Annotated in this window: 19 protein-coding genes and 1 pseudogene; 5 read left to right on the top strand and 15 right to left on the bottom strand. The window is 60.2% G+C overall.

What is annotated here, in order from left to right; genetic code table 11:
• Positions 1-50 precede the first annotated feature (50 nt).
• Together ACI2KA_RS14155 and ACI2KA_RS14150 are read left to right on the top strand one after the other, a co-directional pair.
• Positions 51-992, top strand: coding sequence for a sugar phosphate isomerase/epimerase family protein (locus ACI2KA_RS14155; protein WP_404503041.1), 942 nt, complete (start codon positions 51-53; stop codon positions 990-992).
• A 59-nt stretch (positions 993-1,051) separates the two neighbouring features.
• The gene (locus tag ACI2KA_RS14150) at positions 1,052-1,981 is read left to right on the top strand and encodes a sugar phosphate isomerase/epimerase family protein (RefSeq protein ID WP_404503039.1); all 930 of its coding nucleotides are present in this window, start codon (positions 1,052-1,054) and stop codon (positions 1,979-1,981) included.
• A gap of 100 nt (positions 1,982-2,081) precedes the next feature.
• Here ACI2KA_RS14150 and ACI2KA_RS14145 read toward each other — a convergent pair whose 3' ends face one another.
• On the bottom strand, positions 2,082-2,543 hold the full coding sequence (locus tag ACI2KA_RS14145; RefSeq protein WP_404503037.1) for a VOC family protein: 462 nt from the start codon (positions 2,541-2,543) through the stop codon (positions 2,082-2,084).
• Between the two features lie 362 nt (positions 2,544-2,905).
• Between ACI2KA_RS14145 and ACI2KA_RS14140 the strand changes: the two genes are divergently transcribed.
• Positions 2,906-4,087 carry a hydroxylase gene (locus ACI2KA_RS14140; RefSeq protein WP_404503035.1) on the top strand — a complete coding sequence of 394 codons (1,182 nt, stop codon included), beginning with the start codon at positions 2,906-2,908 and terminating at the stop codon, positions 4,085-4,087.
• Between the two features lie 3 nt (positions 4,088-4,090).
• A complete protein-coding gene (locus tag ACI2KA_RS14135) occupies positions 4,091-4,642 on the top strand; it encodes a flavin reductase family protein (RefSeq protein ID WP_404503033.1) in 552 nt (183 codons plus the stop codon).
• A gap of 46 nt (positions 4,643-4,688) precedes the next feature.
• On the opposite strand, the gene ACI2KA_RS14130 is transcribed toward ACI2KA_RS14135, so the two are convergent.
• The 13 genes from ACI2KA_RS14130 to ACI2KA_RS14070 form a co-directional block, all read right to left on the bottom strand.
• Complete coding sequence (locus ACI2KA_RS14130; RefSeq protein ID WP_404503031.1) at positions 4,689-5,885, bottom strand: helix-turn-helix transcriptional regulator; 1,197 nt, start codon at positions 5,883-5,885, stop codon at positions 4,689-4,691.
• Positions 5,886-5,954: 69 nt separating this feature from the next.
• On the bottom strand, positions 5,955-6,704 hold the full coding sequence (locus ACI2KA_RS14125; protein ID WP_404503029.1) for a hypothetical protein: 750 nt from the start codon (positions 6,702-6,704) through the stop codon (positions 5,955-5,957).
• Between the two features lie 134 nt (positions 6,705-6,838).
• A complete protein-coding gene (locus ACI2KA_RS14120) occupies positions 6,839-7,825 on the bottom strand; it encodes a transporter (protein WP_404503027.1) in 987 nt (328 codons plus the stop codon).
• Between the two features lie 113 nt (positions 7,826-7,938).
• Positions 7,939-8,793, bottom strand: coding sequence for an alpha/beta fold hydrolase (locus ACI2KA_RS14115; RefSeq protein WP_404503025.1), 855 nt, complete (start codon positions 8,791-8,793; stop codon positions 7,939-7,941).
• A gap of 74 nt (positions 8,794-8,867) precedes the next feature.
• Positions 8,868-9,887, bottom strand: a complete 1,020-nt coding sequence (locus tag ACI2KA_RS14110; protein WP_404503023.1) for a VOC family protein — start codon at positions 9,885-9,887, stop codon at positions 8,868-8,870.
• Positions 9,888-9,914: 27 nt separating this feature from the next.
• Positions 9,915-10,940 (bottom strand): 4-hydroxy-2-oxovalerate aldolase, encoded by a 1,026-nt coding sequence (gene dmpG, locus ACI2KA_RS14105; RefSeq protein ID WP_404503021.1) that lies wholly within the window; start codon positions 10,938-10,940, stop codon positions 9,915-9,917.
• Positions 10,940-11,878, bottom strand: coding sequence for an acetaldehyde dehydrogenase (acetylating) (locus ACI2KA_RS14100; RefSeq protein ID WP_404503019.1), 939 nt, complete (start codon positions 11,876-11,878; stop codon positions 10,940-10,942). The genes dmpG and ACI2KA_RS14100 overlap by 1 nt, the downstream gene beginning before the upstream one ends.
• Entirely contained in the window at positions 11,875-12,696 is an 822-nt protein-coding gene (locus ACI2KA_RS14095; protein ID WP_404503017.1) for a 2-keto-4-pentenoate hydratase, read from the bottom strand. Before ACI2KA_RS14095 ends, ACI2KA_RS14100 begins: the two co-directional genes overlap by 4 nt.
• 144 nt (positions 12,697-12,840) lie before the next feature.
• Positions 12,841-13,110, bottom strand: coding sequence for a cytochrome C oxidase subunit IV family protein (locus ACI2KA_RS14090; protein WP_404503015.1), 270 nt, complete (start codon positions 13,108-13,110; stop codon positions 12,841-12,843).
• Positions 13,111-13,114: 4 nt separating this feature from the next.
• Positions 13,115-13,861, bottom strand: coding sequence for a cytochrome c oxidase subunit 3 (locus ACI2KA_RS14085; protein ID WP_404503013.1), 747 nt, complete (start codon positions 13,859-13,861; stop codon positions 13,115-13,117).
• Between the two features lie 155 nt (positions 13,862-14,016).
• Positions 14,017-14,523, bottom strand: coding sequence for a MarR family winged helix-turn-helix transcriptional regulator (locus tag ACI2KA_RS14080; protein WP_404503011.1), 507 nt, complete (start codon positions 14,521-14,523; stop codon positions 14,017-14,019).
• A 62-nt stretch (positions 14,524-14,585) separates the two neighbouring features.
• Positions 14,586-15,140 (bottom strand): hypothetical protein, encoded by a 555-nt coding sequence (locus ACI2KA_RS14075; RefSeq protein WP_404503009.1) that lies wholly within the window; start codon positions 15,138-15,140, stop codon positions 14,586-14,588.
• Between the two features lie 50 nt (positions 15,141-15,190).
• Positions 15,191-16,921, bottom strand: coding sequence for an FAD-dependent oxidoreductase (locus ACI2KA_RS14070; RefSeq protein WP_404503007.1), 1,731 nt, complete (start codon positions 16,919-16,921; stop codon positions 15,191-15,193).
• Between the two features lie 183 nt (positions 16,922-17,104).
• Between ACI2KA_RS14070 and ACI2KA_RS14065 the strand changes: the two genes are divergently transcribed.
• The gene (locus ACI2KA_RS14065; protein WP_404503005.1) at positions 17,105-17,545 is read left to right on the top strand and encodes a pseudoazurin; all 441 of its coding nucleotides are present in this window, start codon (positions 17,105-17,107) and stop codon (positions 17,543-17,545) included.
• A 168-nt stretch (positions 17,546-17,713) separates the two neighbouring features.
• Here ACI2KA_RS14065 and ACI2KA_RS14060 read toward each other — a convergent pair.
• Positions 17,714-17,812 (bottom strand): annotated as a pseudogene (locus tag ACI2KA_RS14060) (electron transfer flavoprotein subunit alpha/FixB family protein); the annotation flags it as partial.

The following is a 17,812-nucleotide window of genomic DNA, read 5'->3' as shown; positions in this document are numbered from 1 at the left end:
TCCTCCTCATCCTCAAGCGCGTCCCCATGCCTCCTCAGAAAGATGACACGATGAAACTCGCAATTTGTACTGACGTCATGGCAAACCTGCCGTTCACCGATATGCTCGACAAATGTGTCGCGCTCGGCGTCGAGGGCATAGAGATGACCGGCGGCGGCTGGTCCAGCGGCCCGCATTTCCGGGCGGACGAACTTCTGGCGGACAAGGGGCTGCTCAAATCCAGGCTCAAGGAAATCGAGACCCGCGGCCTCGAAATCGCCGCGCTGAATTGCTCCGCCAACCCGCTCGATCCGGGCGACATGGGCAAACGCCACCTGAGGGAGATGGAGGATACCGTCCGGCTGGCGGGCGAAATCGGCGTAACGAAGATCGTCACCATGTCCGGCCTGCCGGAGGCGGCACCCGGCGATACCGTGCCGAACTGGCTCGTCTATACCAAGAGCTGGCCAAACGAGATGCCGGAACGCGACCGTTACCAGTGGGAAGACCGCGCCTTCCCGCTCTGGCACAGGCTCGTCAAGCTCGCAAAGGAAGCGGGCGTCGAGAAATATGCGCTCGAGAATTTCTCGGCCATGCTCGTCTGGAACCCGGAAACCCTGTTTCGCCTGCGCAACGAGGTCGGCCCGACGGTGGGCATGAATCTCGATCCCTCGCACCTGATGTGGATGGGGGCAGATCCCATCGCCTCTGCCCGGGCACTCGGCAGCGCTATCCACCATTGCCATGGCAAGGACACCCGCATCGAACGCGGGCTGGCGGAGGTGAACGGCCTCTTGGAGCTGAAAGAGGTGACTGACGTCGCCAACCGCAGCTGGAACTACGTGGCGGTGGGCGCCGGCCGCGACCTGCAATGGTGGAAGGAATTCTTCTCCGTGGTGCGCATGGCCGGCTACAATGGCTGGGTCAGCCTGGAAATGGAGGATTTCACCATGTCCACCGAGGCGGGCATCCAGTCCTCCATCGACGCCCTGCAAGCCACCATCAGCCGCTGAGACCCGGAGCCGGGCCGCAGGCCGCGGCCCGGTATCGATTGCGCCACGAGGATGCCATGATGACCAACCCGATCACCATTACCACCGCTCCCTGCTGCTGGGGCGTCGATGACGTCAAAAATCCGCATCTGCCCCATTGGGAAAAGGTGCTGGACGAGGCCAGCGCCGCCGGCTTCGGTGGTCTGGAACTCGGTCCCTACGGCTATCTGCCGCTCGATCTCAGCCGCGTTTCGCAGGCGCTGGACGAGCGCGGCTTGAAGATCGTCGCCGGCACGATCTTCGACGACCTGGCCTCACCGGAAAACCGCGGCAACCTTTTGCGCCAGACCGGCGAGATCTGCGCGCTGATCACCCGCCTGCCAAAACCGGAAACCCATGCCGGCCAGCGATTTCCCGCCCCGTATCTGACGGTCATGGACTGGGGCCATGACGAGCGCGATTATGCCGCCGGACATTCCGACCGCGCTCCGCGCCTCGATAAAAACGCATGGCGGGAGATGATCGACAACATCCGCGCCATCGCAACGCTTGCCCGCGACACATATGGCGTGCGCGCCGCCATCCATCCCCATGCCGGCGGCTACATCGAATTTGCCGACGAGCTGCAGCAAATCGTCGAGGATATTCCTGCCGATCTTGCGGGCCTCTGCCTCGATACCGGCCATATGGCCTATTCCGGCATGGATCCCGTCGCCACGCTTCGCCGCTATTGGGACCGCGTCGACTATATTCACTTCAAGGATATCGACGCTGCGGTCTTTGAAGAGGTGATGACAGAACATATCCGCTTCTTCGATGCCTGCGCCAAGGGCGTGATGTGCCCGATCGGCCGAGGCTCGATCGATTATCCCGCCATCCGCAGCCTGCTGACGGAACGCGGCTACGGCGGTTACATCACCATCGAACAGGAGCGCGACCCACGCAATACCGGCAGCATTCTGGACGACCTCGCGGCCAGCAGGGCGTTTCTCGCTCAAAGCGGTTTCTGAGCCGACGGCTTTGTGACCGACCGTGCCCTATCGAGACGCCAGCGGCCGATACTTCTCCGGTCTCATCAGGGTGATCGCATATTCCAGGCGCGCCTCTTGCCTATTCACCGCCCAATTGTCGCCAGCGCTCTTCGCTCATCCAGACATATTCGAGATAGTGACCAACCAGTTCCCGTGCATCGAGGTAGAGAAACTTCAACGCATCTCCGCCTCCCTCCAGCACGACAGGCAAGCTCTGCCGGTCCACGCGCCGCCGGAAATCGTTCCACTCGCCGATCCGCATGCAGATGTGATGAAAAGCGGGGCGGTCGTTCTGCGACAAGCCCTGCCTGTAGATATCGACCGCGCCGCCGATCGGCTGGATCAGTTCATATTGCAGATTGCCCACCCAGACGAAGGCCAGTTTCGTATGCTGGAAACCCGCACCCTGCGGGGTTGAAACTGCCGTTTCGGTTTCGAACTGGATGATTTTTCGGACCGCGGCGCGCTGTCTGAAGGTATCTAGCGTTTGCTCGACATTGTGTGTGACATAAGCATTCTGAAAATGCAGGCCTTCCAGCATTTTTGATCCTTTGCGATATAGCGATGCGAAATTCGAATGAACCGCCGCACAGTCTTCGCGTCTGCCGGCGGATGCGGCGCCATCTCCGACAATATTGCGGCCCGCTTGGCGGCAGGAGCGCCCCTCATGCCCTGTCGCGCCGTCCGCTTTGCAATATCCGCATCATCCAGCTTTCCTCTAGCACGAGACGGCGGCGACCATCTTAACCAGGTGGGTAATGTGCGCCGGTTTTCTTTTCTCCAATGTCAGCAAAGCGTTCGCTGCCGCTGGTCCGTCCTTTCCACCACAGGAGCCCCAGCGCGAAGCGGATAAGCGACAATGCTCAAGGAGGAAGCATGATGAATTACGAGGGAGGAAAACCAATGGCGCAGGATGTTGCCAGCCGCATAGAACAGGCTGGCCCCGAACTTGCGGAATTGGCCTGGGAAAATGAACGTCTCGGCAAGCTGAGCGCCAGAACCGTGGAGATCATCCGCGCGGCCGGGGTTATGCGAATCCTGCAGCCGATCGACCATGGCGGCCTGGGCGGCACCCCGGCCCAATTTGCCGAAGCGGTCATGACCACGGCGCGTTTCGATGGCTCGGCCGGTTGGGTCTGTGGCGTGGTCGGCGTGCATCCGTGGGAAGTGGCCCTGTTCTCTCCCAAGCTCGGCGATGACATCTGGGGACAAAATCGGGATACCTGGATTGCCTCACCATATACGCCCACCGGCATCGCGGAACCGGTCGAAGGCGGCTACAGGCTGACCGGGCGCTGGCAATTCTCGTCAGGAACGGACCATTCCGACTGGGTGTTCCTCGGCGCCCTGCTGGGCGACGGCAACGGCAGGCCCGAAATGCCTCCCCGGGCGATGCACCTTATCCTGCCGCGCGCCGAATACGAGATCATCGACGACAGCTGGGATGTCATCGGCCTTCTGGGCACGGGCAGCAAGGACGTCGTGGTGAAGGATGTTTTTATTCCCGAATATCGCTCGGTTTTTCATGAGGATGTGGCATCCGGCGCAGCCGCTGTCAGACAGGGTCTCGACAACCCGATCTACAAGCTGCCATTTTCTGCGATCTTCCCGGTGGGTATCACCAGCGCCATCATCGGAATGGCCGAAGGGGCGCTGGAAGCCCACGGCGCCTACCAGCGTGACAGGGTTTCAGCAGCGGGATCGAAATTGCGTGACGACCCCTACTCCGCCTATTTCACCGGTGAGGCGGCGGCGGAAATTCACGCTTCCCGCGTGCAGCTGCTGGCCGGGATCAACTGGGCTTACGAGCAGGTGCTGGCGGGCAACGAAATCTCTTTCGAGGATCGCTCGAAGATCCGGAGAAACCAGATTCGATGCGCATGGCGAGCCACGGCCGCAATCGACGCCATCTATGCGCGTTCGGGGGGCAATGCCAGCCGCCGCACCAACCCGATCCAGCGCTTCTGGCGCGACGCGCATGTGGGCCTCAACCATTTCATCCACGTGCCGGGGCCGACCTACCATGCCAATGCGATGACGCAATATGGTCTGGAGCCTCCGGAAAGCCTGCGTATGGGGATCTGAGCCATGGCAGCCGCAGAGAAGAGCGTCGCTCCCGGCGACACCATCGACCCCCGGCATTTTCGCACGGTGCTGGGCAGCTTTCCCACCGGCGTTGTCGCCATTACCTCGACCGAGGCGGACGAGCAGCCCGTGGGAATGATCGTTGGATCCTTCACATCGGTTTCATTGAAGCCGCCGCTGGTGTCTTTTCTGGCCGATCACACCTCGACCAGCCAGGCGCGGATCAGAGCCACGGGACGGTTTTGCGCCAATGTACTCGCCGCCGATCAGGAGCGCCTGTGCCGGAAACTTGCCGGCAGGGGCACGCAAAAATTCGACGGCGTTGCATGGCAGGCCTCGCCGCTGGGAAACCCGGTTCTGGAGGGTATCGTTTCATGGATCGATTGCACGATCGAAGACACGATTGAAATCGGCGACCACTATCTGATTGTCGGTCGGGTCCGCGAATTGACGAGCGTTTCGGATAAAACCCCGCTCCTTTTCCTGCGCGGGGGCTACGGAGACTATTTCTCGAACTCGGCCCTGCTGCTGGAGCGGCTGCGGGAATGGCCCTGAAGCATCAGGCAACAGTCTCGCCGGCCACCGGCCGGCGGGATGAGCATCAATGGATTTCTTCCTTTTCGGTCTGAAGGCGCTTCAGCAGCTCCACCTGCGAATGGGTATCGGTCTTGGCATAGATGGCCTTGAGATGCGCACGCACGGAATTGATCTGTACCCCAAGCTCGGTCGCCATGTGACGTGAGGTCTTGCCGTCAAGCAACATCCCCGCGACGCGCGCTTCGGCCTGGGTCAGCCCATATGTCTTGCGCAACGCCTCAATCAGCAAACCCTTCGGTCGCGAACTATCGGTTACGATCAGCACGACCTTGCTCTCATGCTGCCCCTCCCAGTCGAACGCGGCCGGCGCCGGATAGGTCAGGATACTGCCGCGGCAGCTGTCCGTTTCATCGCCATAAAGCAATCGCCCGCCAATACCGCTTCGCCGGGTGCGATGAACAATGCCCGGCAAATCCGGCAAGCGAACCGAAGAACCGGGAGAAAGCCGGCCCTGCTCGACCTTCAGGACATTCCCCGCATGCAATATCTCGCTCATGCTGTTGTTCGCATGTTCAATATGTCCGTCCTCGGACAGCAGCGCGACGCCGATCCCCTTATGATCGAGACTGCGGATGACATTTCCGGTTATGTTGCTCGCCAGCGTCAAGCTGCCGGCAATTTCAAAGGACAGGAGCAGATCTTCATACAGGCTGGCCAGCAGGTCCTGGGCGATCGGCTCGTAACCTGAACCTTCCGGCTGGCTGGCGTGAAGCAGGACTTTCGCCGTCCGGATGGGCAGCATCATGCCGATGCCGGCGCCTTCATCCAGATGCGTGTGATAGCGTGAATAAAATTCCGTGCGCCTGAACGATTCATCGATGAGGCTGCTATCTATGCGCACCACGCGTCCCGGGGCCGCCGTTTGCCAGAACTTCCGCAGCGGATTGATATATTGGTAATGTTCCATATATTCTTGGCCAGCCTTGCCATCCGAACCGACGCTGCCATTGATGACCGCAACGCCCGACGGCGAAAATACCGTAAAACCCGCAATGCGGGTGCCGAGCAGTTTCGCAATTGAGCGGGACCAAAGATCAAGCGGATTGGGTTGAAGTGCGGCACGATAGAGCTCGCGTGCAACATCATGCAAGCGCCGCGCGGCTTCTGGATGCCCCATCAGTTCCTCCCTCCTGAACATGAACTCCACGCCGGAACGGTAAGACCGAAGGTGTGGGTACGTCAAGCGGTCATCAATTTTCATTGGGGTACATGCGAGCGAGGCCACCCCGTACCGGAGCGGCCTCTCGTCCTGGGAGACGTATTGGAAACATCAGGCCGCCTGCAGACCCGCGCGTTCTTCCTCCTCCTCGGAGCGCACCGCTTTCAGCAGGCAAACAATCATCATTATCTTCCAGATGGGGAAGGCCGAAGACGGAATCCAAAGGGTGAAAAGGCCGTTCCAGGCCAGCGGCCCGTCGGTAAAGGCGTATACAAAGATGCCCGGTGCGAAGACCAGCGCCAGAAAGAAATTCGCATAACCGAACCAGCGCGGGAAAACCGGCTTTTCCCGTCGGTCGACCAGCGCCGCCATGCCGATCGACCAGATATTGATCGAAAAGATGAAGGCCACGCCCACGAAGGTCAGAAAGAACTGATCGCTCATCGCAAGGACGAGTTCGGGGCTGCGTTCGGGCCTATAGGCCGCCGTTGCCAGAACCGACATCGGATAGACCCAGCCGGTTGGCGCAACAATGCCGGTCGTAAGCTGGATAAAGGACAAAAGTCCGAATTCGCCCTCGACCCGCTTGATCTGAAGGCTGGTAATCACGGCGAAGAAATAAAAGAAGGGAGCGAAGAACGCCATCGTGATGACGCTCCAGAGAATGCGCTCACGGTTCTCCGTGAAGAAAGCGACGGTTTCCGTTGTTCCCCATGCAGGGTCCGGCGGCGGAAACAGCTTTCCCAGGAAAAAGAAGGCAACCGTATTCGCAAGCAGAACGATTGCTCCGCACCAGACGGAGAACCGATACAATCTGTATTTCAGCGCCGGATCCAGCCCGACATTATTGTCCTTTACCACTTTCTTCTCCTCCTCGATGACCGCTCCACCGGTGCCGTACCGGAAATCAGCCAATATCCGGCACGCGGCTGGCAGCGGCTTTTGCTAATTCTGTCCTGTATGAAAATCGGGTTGGTGACGGCGCTCGGTACAAATCAGAACTTTGTACTCAGTCGAACGAACACCCCTGTGGACTTCGCGACATTGCGGCCATAAACGCTGTGAATACCCTTGACCGTGACGTTGGCCGGACGGTCGCCGAGCATGAAATCCCGTGAAACGATCGGTCCGAGACCAATGACCTCCGAACGGTTGCCGCCGTTGGGATGAACGATGCCGCCGATCTTGTCATCCTCGAGCTGGGCATAGGCGAGGCCCGCAAGACCGTATTGCCATTGGCCTTTCATCATCACCACGGCCCAGTCGAGGCTCAGCACCGAACCGGTCTGGAACTGGGTGTCCTTGTTTTCGGTATACATGTGATAGAACATGCGGCCGTTCAGCTGTATTGCATCGCCGAACAGATCCGGCAGCGGGCTCGGGGCCGTATAGGTGACGGCAATATTGGGTGAAAAACCCCAGAAGTTGGCGCTGTTGTTGATGGGGCTTTCCTTGCTGTAGTTCCCCGTGGGTATGGTCAAGCCGAGACCGAAAAGAACCGCCGTGCCGAATGGCCGCTGAACATCGCCCTTGGACTGGGTAAGCGCCGCATCGCTCGGAAAAAACCGGCTCCACATCAGCACATCGGAATAGACGTCCTTGATGCCGCTCGAACAGCTTTTTTCATAGGGATCGACACCGAAACAAAGACGCTCATACCCTGCAAAAAGGGTCGAGGCGAGCTGGCCCCCCATGAATTGGCCGGGATAGGAATAGAGAATCCCGACGCCGCCCAGCGTATCGCTGCCTCTAGCCTTCAGCTCATTGCGATCATTGTCATAATAGTCGGAAAAACCGACCGCCGCCCCGATGCCGGATATCCACAGCCCTTCCGGCGGCAGCAGCGCCGCATTGATGTCAGAACCGCCGATAGGGCCTGTGGCAGCGATGGATTCCGCCGCCTGAACCGCACCGGCTTGCAATGCAGCCAGAATGATGGTCACCGCGCAAAGCGCGACTACCGAGAATTTCGTGTTGAACATTCATTGTCCCTCCCTTTTTGATGGGCTTCCTCCCTCTGGAAGCCCCCTCCTCAACAGTTTTTCCGACCGGCTCGGCCAAGCGTCTCCTCGCGCTTGTCTGAGCAGAAACGGCATCAACGCGTATGGAACTCCGTCGATACGCGCTCGAAATCCGATTTGCGTTCGACCTGCACCCAGTGGCCGCAACGCGAGAAACTGTGCAGTTCCACCTCCGGCAGTAGCCGGTTGGCCAGATGGGCGTGGTCATAGGGCAACATCCGGTCGTCCCGTCCCCAGAGAAGCAGCGTCGGTGTCTTGATGGTGCCGGCGCGGGTCCACAAAGGTGGAACGCCCTTGCGCAATGTGGGATTGAACATCGCTCCGAATATGGCTTTCATCCTGGCGATCACCCCGTCTGCCAAGGCGTTGCGCATCCGCTCATCGACGAGTTCATCCGTGATCAGGCGATGGTCATAAACCATCGTCTTGATCCATCCGATCATGCGTTCACGTGTCGGATCGTCGAGAAATTCGAAGAGCCGCAGGAAACCTTCGCTCGGATCAGTGCCGAAAACCCCGACAGACAATCCGCCCGAGCCGATCAGCGCCATTTGCTTGACCCTCTCGGGATGCAGGGCGGCCAGCTCCGCGACGACGGCGCCGCCCATGGAATTTCCGGTGAAGGCCGCGGATTCTATCTGCAGATGATCGAGGAGCAACGCGATGCGTCTCGCCGCGAGCGTCGCATAAAACTCATCGAGTTCCGGCAGGCCAGATGCCCCGAACCCCGGCATATCCGGCATGATGGTGCGGAAACGTTTGGCGAAGACCGGCAGGTTGTGCCGGAAATTGGACCAGGCGCTGACCCCTGGCCCCGAACCGTGTAGAAGAACCAGCGGATCACCTTCACCCGCCTCGTGCCAGGAAACGACAACACCGCCGATTTCGGCCGTTTTGCGCGTTCCCTCATAGGTATATTCCGTTGTCATGCTTGCTCCACCTCCCGAATGACCGGGCCGTCATGACGCGGCCCGGCTGCATGCTGCTGTCTCGCCGCCTGATATCAGGCGGCCGCTGCCCGGCGCTGCGGCAGATCGAGCCCGGCCGACGGGGTCGTCGTGACATATTGGCTGGTCTGGGGATCGACGTTCGGCAGATCGCCGTACCAGGTCATGCCGTGTGGATTATCGATCTTCCATTCCAGCGCCTGCCAGTCGGGCTCGTGGAATTCGCGTCCTCCGGAATAAAGTTCGATACGGTGGTTGGAACCCGGATCACGGATGTACAGATACATCGCCTGACCGATCCCGTGCTTGCCCGGCCCGGCATCGATCTGGATGCCGACGTCGCGCAACTGGTCCACTGCGGTCAAAATGTCGTGGAAATTCTCGATCGAGAAGGCGACATGGTGGAACTGTGCGTCCTGCCCGTTGGGCGACGCGCCGATGGCGATGTCATGCAGCTTGGAATTCACGGACAACCACGACGCCACGATGAAATCGGGGTTCTGCGGCAAGGTCAGGAATTCGCGGCGCTTGAGACCGAGTTTCTCGCGCAGCCAGCCTTCGGCCCGAACGATATTGGCCGGACCCGTCATGATGTTGAGGTGATCGAGACGGCGAACGCCGAGCCCGCGCCGACGCGAACTGTTGCCGAGCAGGTGAGAGCGCAGATCCTCCGCCGCCAGGGGTTTGTCGATATCGTAATAAAGCTCGATCGGGTGCCCGCCGCCGGGCAGCAGGAAACGGATCGCTTCACCGCGGCCAATTTCCGTTCCAGCCGGAATAACCCGCACGTCCAGGCCATCGGCCTTGAGCTGATCGTGAAAAAGCTCCACATCCTGCGGCCGTGCGACACGGAAGCTGTAGGTGTTGATGAGGGCTTCATCCTGCTGCGTGAGAACCAGCGAATGATGATCGAACTCCTGATAACCGCGCAAATAAGCGACGCCATCGTCTTCGGCCGTCACTTCCATGCCGAACAGATCGCGGAAGAACCAGAGCGAGCGTTCAAGATTGGGCGTACCGATGTTGATGCCGCCGGCATGGGCAATGCGTGGACCGGGATCGTAGGTTTTGGTCATGTATGCTTCCTCCATATTTCAGTTGTTTCAATGCGCCGGCTGGGCCGAACGCGCACGAAGATTGAGAGCGATATCGGTCAGCATGTCTTCCTGCCCGCCGACCAGTTTGCGTTGTCCGGCTTCGATCAGGATGTCGCGCGCATCGACTCCATAGGCATTTGCGGCGTTTTCGGCGTGACGCAGGAAACTGCCGTAGACGCCGGCATAACCGATCGTCAGCGTCTGCCGGTCGACGCGCACGGGGCGGTCCTGCAGCGGCCGCACCAGATCGTCCGCCGCATCTTCGAGCGCGAAGAGATCACAGCCGGTTTCCCATCCGATGAGATTTGCAACCGCGACGAAGGGCTCTATCGGCGTATTGCCGGCCGCCGCTCCATGCCCGGCCAGCGAAGCGTCGATCCGCCAGGCGCCTTCCTGGATCGCCGCCACGGAATTGGCGACGGCGAGCGAGAGATTTTCGTGGCAATGGATGCCGATCTGGGTTTCGGGCTTCAATACGTCCCGGTAGGCCCGGACCCGATCGCGCACCGCCTGGGTGGTCAGTCGCCCGGCGGAATCCGTGATATAGACGCAATGGGCGCCATAGGATTCCATCAGTTTCGCCTGTCTCGCCAGTTCCGTCGGCTCACTCATATGGGCCATCATCAAAAAGCCGGAGACATCCATGCCCAGCCTGCGCGCTTCCGCTATATGCTGTGCCGATACATCGGCTTCCGTGCAGTGGGTCGCAACACGGACGGACCGGACGCCAAGATCGAAGGCGCGACGCAACTCGGCAATCGTTCCGACCCCTGGCAGCAGCAGGGTCGTGATGACGGCATTCTCCGCCGCTTCCACTGCCGCTTCGATCCACTCCCAGTCCGTGTTCGACGCCGCGCCATAGTTGAGGCTGTTGCCCGCCAGACCATCGCCATGGCTGACCTCGATTGCCGAAACGCCGGCCTTGTCAAGCGCGCGGACGATTTCACCAAGCTTCTTGGGGCTGAGCCTGTGGCGCAGGGCGTGCATGCCGTCCCGCAGGGTCACATCCTGGACGTAAAGCTTGTTTGACATCACGCCGCCTCCTTTTCGCGCACGGCGATCTGTTCGGCCACGCTCATGGCAGCCGAGGTCATGATGTCGAGATTACCGGCATAGGCGGGAAGATAGTGGGCGGCACCCTCAACCTCCAGGAACACCGTCACCTTCGTATCGACTGGACCGGACCCCTCCGGCAACAGCGTCGCCACATCCGCGGCATCCACCGGCGTGAACTGCACCTCCTGCACCAGACGATAGCCGGGAACATATTTGGCGACCTCCGCGACCATGCGGGCGACGGAGTCTCGGATCGCTTCCCGGTCGGCGTTGCCGACGAGGCAATAGACCGTATCGCGCATGATCAGCGGCGGTTCCGCCGGGTTCAAAATGATGATCGCCTTGCCCCGCCTTGCCCCGCCGACCTGCTCGATCGCATGGGCGGTGGTTTCGGTGAACTCGTCGATATTCGCGCGGGTACCCGGGCCGGCGGATTTCGACGACACCGAGGCAACGATTTCCGCATAGGGCACTTCGGTCACGCGCGAAACGGCGGCGACCATGGGTATGGTCGCCTGTCCCCCGCACGTCACCATGTTGATGTTCTGTGCATCGAGATGGGTGCCGAAATTCACCGGCGGAATGACGAACGGGCCGATGGCCGCAGGCGTCAGATCGATCAGCCGAACGCCATAGGGCGCAAGCCGTTTCGCGTTGGCAATATGAGCCGAGGCGCTGGTCGCATCCATCACGATACGCACATCCTTGAATTGCGGCATGGCGATCAATCCCTCGACCCCACCCGCGGTCGTGGCCACTCCAAGGCGCGACGCACGCGCCAACCCGTCAGAGGCCGGGTCTATGCCCACCATCGCCGCGACCCGCAAATGTTCGGAATGGCGAAGGATCTTGATCATCAGATCCGTGCCTATATTTCCCGAACCCACGATCGCCACACCAATGCGATCAGTCATGCATTTCCTCCATCCTTTTTTGAAAATCGTGCGGAAATCGTCCCAAGGGGAACAATCTCCGCCTCAAAAATGTCGCCTGGCATCACCGTCACCATCGGCCCGAGGGCGCCGGACAGGACGATGTCGCCGGCGCGCAGCGGTGCGCCGACGCCAATGGCGGTGTGCGCCAACCACGCCAGCGCGTTCAGCGGGTCATCCAGGCAATCGCGCCCCGTGCCCTGCGAGACGATTTCGCCATTGCGGCGCATCGTCATCCGCACCTCGGCCGGCTCGGCCCTGTCGAGCGGCACGCCTTCACCGCCGATCACGAAGACCCCGGATGAAGCATTGTCGGCAACCGTGTCGGTGATGCCGATGCGCCAGTTGGCGATGCGGCTATCGACGATTTCAAGAGCCGGAAATGCCAGCAATACAGCCGCGCGTATCGCCGCCGGATCATCCGCGTCGAGGATGTCGCGACCGAGCAGGAAGGCAACCTCGGCCTCGGCCTTGGGCTGCAGCAGCCGGGTAAAGGGAATTTCATCCCCACCCTCAAAACGCATATCGTCGAAAAGCACGCCGAAATCCGGTCGATCCACTCCGATCTGTGCCTGAACGGCTTTTGAAGTCAGCCCGATCTTGCGCCCGACGATGCGCGCGCCCGCAGCGACACGGCGTTCCGTAATGCGTTTCTGAACCTCATAGGCGGCATCGATATCACCGACACCGACGAGATCGGCGACAGGTGGACAGGGTTCGCGGTTGGCACTGGCCTGTTCCAGTTGCTCGACAGCAGCCGCCAGATTGACGGTAACCGCCACCGGTTGCGGTTGAGACATGCTTCCTCCTCTTCATATTCTTTGCGCGAGGCGACGGAATGGGCGGCGATGTCGCTCGTCCGTCACCTCACGGCGATGTTGGTGGATCGGGACGTTTGCCGCATTACCCAGATGGACAAGATTGACGGCGAAACGACACGGGCGTCACAGCAGCAGATAGAGGCTGACAAGCGTGACCCACAAAATCAGGCAATAGACTTCGAAGACAACGCGCATCGCGACAGGTGCATGGCGAAGCTCCATGAAATCCAGCCCGACAAAGCGCACTTTCACGACGGCGAAAGCCAGTATGGCGGCTGCGACAAAAGTACGGTTCTCACCTTCGCTTCCAAGGGTAGGTCCGAGGATCGATAGCGACACGAGGACGAACCAGATTGCCAGAAGACGGGCGGGCACAAGTTTTTGGGCTGTCATCGGCTCATCCCAGAAGATAAAGAAGCGGAAAGATGACCATCCACAGCAGGTCAACGAGATGCCAGTAACAGGCGCAGGATTCGACCAGTCTTACGTCCTTGCCTGACGGCGCCGTATTTCGGCGCACTGTCGCGATCATCATTCCCAGCGTGACGAGACCGATCAGGACATGCATCAGATGCGTCCCGGTGAGGATGAAGAAATAGGTGTAATAAAGGTTCGAGCCCGGGCCGTTGCCCGCCTGAACCAGATGCACATATTCCGCGGTCTTGAGGGTGATGAAGACAAAGCCGCAGACCAGCGCCGCGCTGAAAACGAGCGCCGCCAGCCGGTTTGCGTTGCCGCGCATGGCGTTCACCCCGACAACAACCAGCAGCGAGCTGCTCAGCAGAATGATCGTGTTCACGAGGCCCGTCGTCACACCGATTTCGGCACTCGAACTCGCGAACAATGCCGGAGCCGCCGCGCGTTCGGACAGATAGGAGACGAAAAAAACGAGGAATATCGCCATGTCGCCGAAAAGAAACACCCAGAGTCCGGCTTCACCGGGAATCCGCCCGTGCTGTTCTTCCATCCGTGCGAACGGCGTGCGCGACATGGCGCGGGGTGGCGCAGTATCAAGCATAAGACCTCCCAGCTTTGCTTGCGGCCAATGCTTGAGGCGTTGAGGGACTCCCTTCCCCCTGTCCGCCGCATCATCAGCCGGTGTTTTGCAAAACTGGAGCATCACGCCAAAGAGCGCATTGCCCACCTGGTCAATCCTCTAAGATTCTCGAGGCGCCGCGTTTTCGGCAAGCGGAAGACAGCGACGCGAAGCGCCCGTGGCGACAACGAGAAACGGCCTTCCCGCCAACCAGCCCGGTGACGGCGGTCAGGACGTAATCGTTGTCCGGTCGGGAGCAGATGTCAGAGCAGGTTCGCACGCCTGCTTTCGCCCACGGCACGCTCGGCATTTTCCTTGATCCGGCGCAATCCCCCCAGGAGAGCACGCTCCTCATCCTCGGAGAAACCATCGAGCAAGGTCTCGAACAACGCCGGTCCGCCGGAGACGATCGCATCGAAGGCCGGCCCCACCCCTTCTGCCAGGAAAATGCGCAAAAGGCGCTGGTCGTCCGCGTCCGGCCTGCGCTCGATCCAGCCTTTTGACTCCAGGCGATCAAACAGCTTACCTGCCGCGGACCGTCCCATCTGCATTACACGCGCAAGATCCGACTGGCTCTGCCCCTCGTTCAGCATGATATGCATGATTGCCCACCATTGCGCACGCGTGAGGTTATGGGGCTCCATGACCTTGTCGAAATAGGTGCTGATCAACCGCGAAAGCTCATGGATGGTATAAAGAAGATCGCCACGCCGAAGCTGGTCGGCGTCCGGATTGGCGCGGCTCAGAAGATTGGTGATAGGTGCGGGCATGTCGTCTCACATGTTGGCTTTTCCGGTCAAGAATCGCATATATGCCCGACCTTGACCACCCGTCACGCGCCGCGCAGCGACAGGTTCGGCACGGCACGCCGCAATGCCGCTTGAACCGCGACATCCCCGTCCGGCAACGAGACGCTGAGCCGGCCGATATCACCGATATGCAGCGGCATACGATCGAAATTCCCCGGAAAGGCCGAGCCGATCGCGGTGACATGGTTTATCCGGTCCGGATGCGAGAGAGCCAGAACCAGCGCCATGGTTCCGCCTTCGCCCTCCCCGAGCAGGTTCAACGACGACACTCCGTCCACATCGCGGAGATCGTCCAGCAGCAGGCTGAGTTGGTGGAGCGCATCCCCGAACGTCGATAATTCCGGCCAGTCCGGCTTCCCGATAAACCAGAAATTTCCCTTGGGCGGCAGCAGACTGCCCATGGTCTGCGTTCGCGCGCTGCGTACGGCGATACGCAATGTATCGGCAGGCAGTTGCTCCGCACCCAATCGACGGGCGGTATCGAGATTGCCATAACGTCCGTGCAGCACAAGCCAGGGAATACCTGTTTCGGGGCCGTCGAAAGCAATGTGCAGCAGGCTTCGGCGTCTTGTCGTCATCGTCCGGCCTCTTGGCGGGGCGCGGAATTTCCGCCCTCCCCGCCTCTGGTTCAGCTGCGGCGCGCGGCATGTTCCCCGGCGATGAAGCCGAAGGTGATGCCGAGACCGAGCGTGCCGCCGGCGCCCCAGTAGGACTGGCCGGAAGGCGACGCGCTGGCATTGCCCGCGACATAAAGCCCCTCTATCGGCCTGTCGTCGGTATCGAGCACCCGCCCATGTTCATCGAAAACCGCGCCGCCTTTCGTATCCAGCGTTCCGGCCGCAAGGACGATGGCGTAATAGGGACCCTTGTCGGAAATCGGATGGAGCCAGGGATTGGGCGTCGTGACTTCAAATCCCTGCGGCGGCGCGAAATATTGATCGATCGGCGCCTCGCCCCGCAGGAAATCCCGGTCCTTTCCGGTTTTGGCAAAACCGTTGAAACGATCGATCGTCTCGTGCAAATTCGGCAGGAAATCCGCATCCAGCCGGAAGTGACCGATGCGATCCTCGAAGGAAGCGAGCTTTTCATCGATCTTTGTCGCGAGTTCCTCCAACGTGTCGGCCTTGATGATATAGGGCGGCACGAATTCGCCTGGCGGCGGCACCATCACGCCGCCAAAGCTGCGGGCATGCTCATCGAAGATCATAAACTGGAAGCGATTGGAATATTCCCCGCGCGCCGGATCCCAGACGAGATGCGAGCGCGTGCGCTCATTATAAGTCGTCTTCTCGTTGCATGTGCGCCTGCCCAGCCGGTTCACCTGAACCATGCTGTCGCCGCCGAGAAAGAACACGCCGAACGGTACGCTATTATAGTCGAGAACCTCGTCCAGTACCTCCTGCTGCAACCAGGCTTCATTCATGTTTCCAAGTTGCGCGCCAAGCTCGATGGCGATCTTGACGAAATCGCCCTGGTTGGTCGGCACCGCGCAACCGCCCAATACGGGCACACGCAGATAGGCTTCACGCATTTCAGGGTTCTGCGTGAAGCCTCCGGAGGCAAAAATCACCCCTTTTTTTGCACGGATGGCGACCTCCTTTCCTTCTCCTGTCTTTGCAACGACACCGAGAACGCGCCGATCGGCATCGACAAGCGCACGGATGACCCCCGTTTCAAGGGCAACTTCGCCGCCGTGTTTTTCCAGGAAGGCCTGAAGCTGCTCGATCAGATCATTGCCCGCACCTGGCTGGCCGGCCGGGTCGGCCGGATGGATCGAACGTCCCCGGGGCGCCTTGTTTTCCGGCAGTCCCGCATAATAATCCGGAATGGGTTTCCAGCCATAGGTCGGATAACGCACGGACTTCAGGGCGCCTATGTCCGAAAGCTGCTTGTTCACGCGGGCAGCCTGATCGTAAAAGGTCTCAAGAAGGCGGAAATTGTGATCCGTCAGGCCGAATGTCGGGCTGGCGGCACGGTAAAGATGGGGCCATGCGCAGCGCGCCATATAACGCAACGCATCTTCCTTTTTATCCTCGATCCCATCCTCGACCATGAAGGGATTGTTCGGAATCCAGTACACGCCGCCGGATTTCAGCGTCGTGCCGCCGGCCAGCTCGGCTTTCTCCAGCACTCTGACGCTGGCGCCCTGATGGACGGCGCCTGCCGCCGCCGCCAGCCCGGCCCCGCCCGAACCGACAACAACGACGTCATATTCCTCGCTCCAGCTCTGCGCGGCGGCATCGGTAACCACGGTCACGCCGATTGCAGCACCGGCGGTTCCCATTGTCGCCGCTTTCAGAAAGTCGCGCCGCGAAACGCGGCTCACGCCATCCTGTTTCTCAGAAGTCATTGATTTCATGGTGATCCTCCCAAACGCAGCTGCGGAGCGACCTTTCGCCAATCCGCAGCTGGCGGCGTGACGGTAAGGCACAAGATCAGCATTTGTCAATAATGTATCCTACGATACATACTTGTTTCATGCGATACATTCTGTTACCTCGTTGTCCAGCTGCACGGGTTTGCAGTTCAAGGGAGGAGACACATGAAAAAAGTAGCGACGGTCGCGTTTGCGGCCCTGATGTTGGCCGGACTGGGGACGGCGCATGCGGAGACCCATGAAGTCCGGATGCTTAACCGCGGCGAGACCGGCGCCATGGTGTTCGAGCCCGCCTTTCTCAAAATCGCACCCGGCGACACCGTTAGATTTCTTGCGGTTGACCCGGGCCATAATGCCGAAACGATCAAGGACCTGATCCCAGAAGGCGCCGTACCCTTCAAGGGGCGCATCAATGAACAGATGGAAATCACCTTCCAGGTCGAGGGCGCCTATGCCTATAAATGCGCACCGCATTACGCAATGGGCATGGTCGGGCTGATCGTGGTCGGCGATCACCCGAAGAACCTTGAAACGATCACCGCGGCGCGAATTCCCGCCAAGGCCAAAGAGCATTTTGGCACATGGATCAAACAGCTGAGCCAGTGAGCCCGGTCATACTCGTAATCACGAAACATTGCCGCAGCCTCTTCATGCCAGCGGGTGCGGCAGTAAGGTCAAGCCGATTGATGTGCTGCCGGACAAAGGCTATTCCGGCAATGCGAAATAGACGTCGCCGGCTGCGCCTCTCCGGCCCGCCATTCGTTCGAACATGTGTCAAAGCGCTTTTTCGATGCCCGGCAAAGCCTCGAACAGGTCTGCGACGAGACCGTAATCGGCGACCTGGAAGATCGGCGCTTCTTCATCCTTGTTGAT

It is taken from the genome of Agrobacterium sp. NPDC089420 (genome assembly GCF_044900305.1).
Taxonomy (GTDB): domain Bacteria; phylum Pseudomonadota; class Alphaproteobacteria; order Rhizobiales; family Rhizobiaceae; genus Agrobacterium.
The sequence above is the reverse complement of the archived record's forward strand: the minus strand, read 5'-3'. Positions and strand labels throughout refer to the sequence as shown.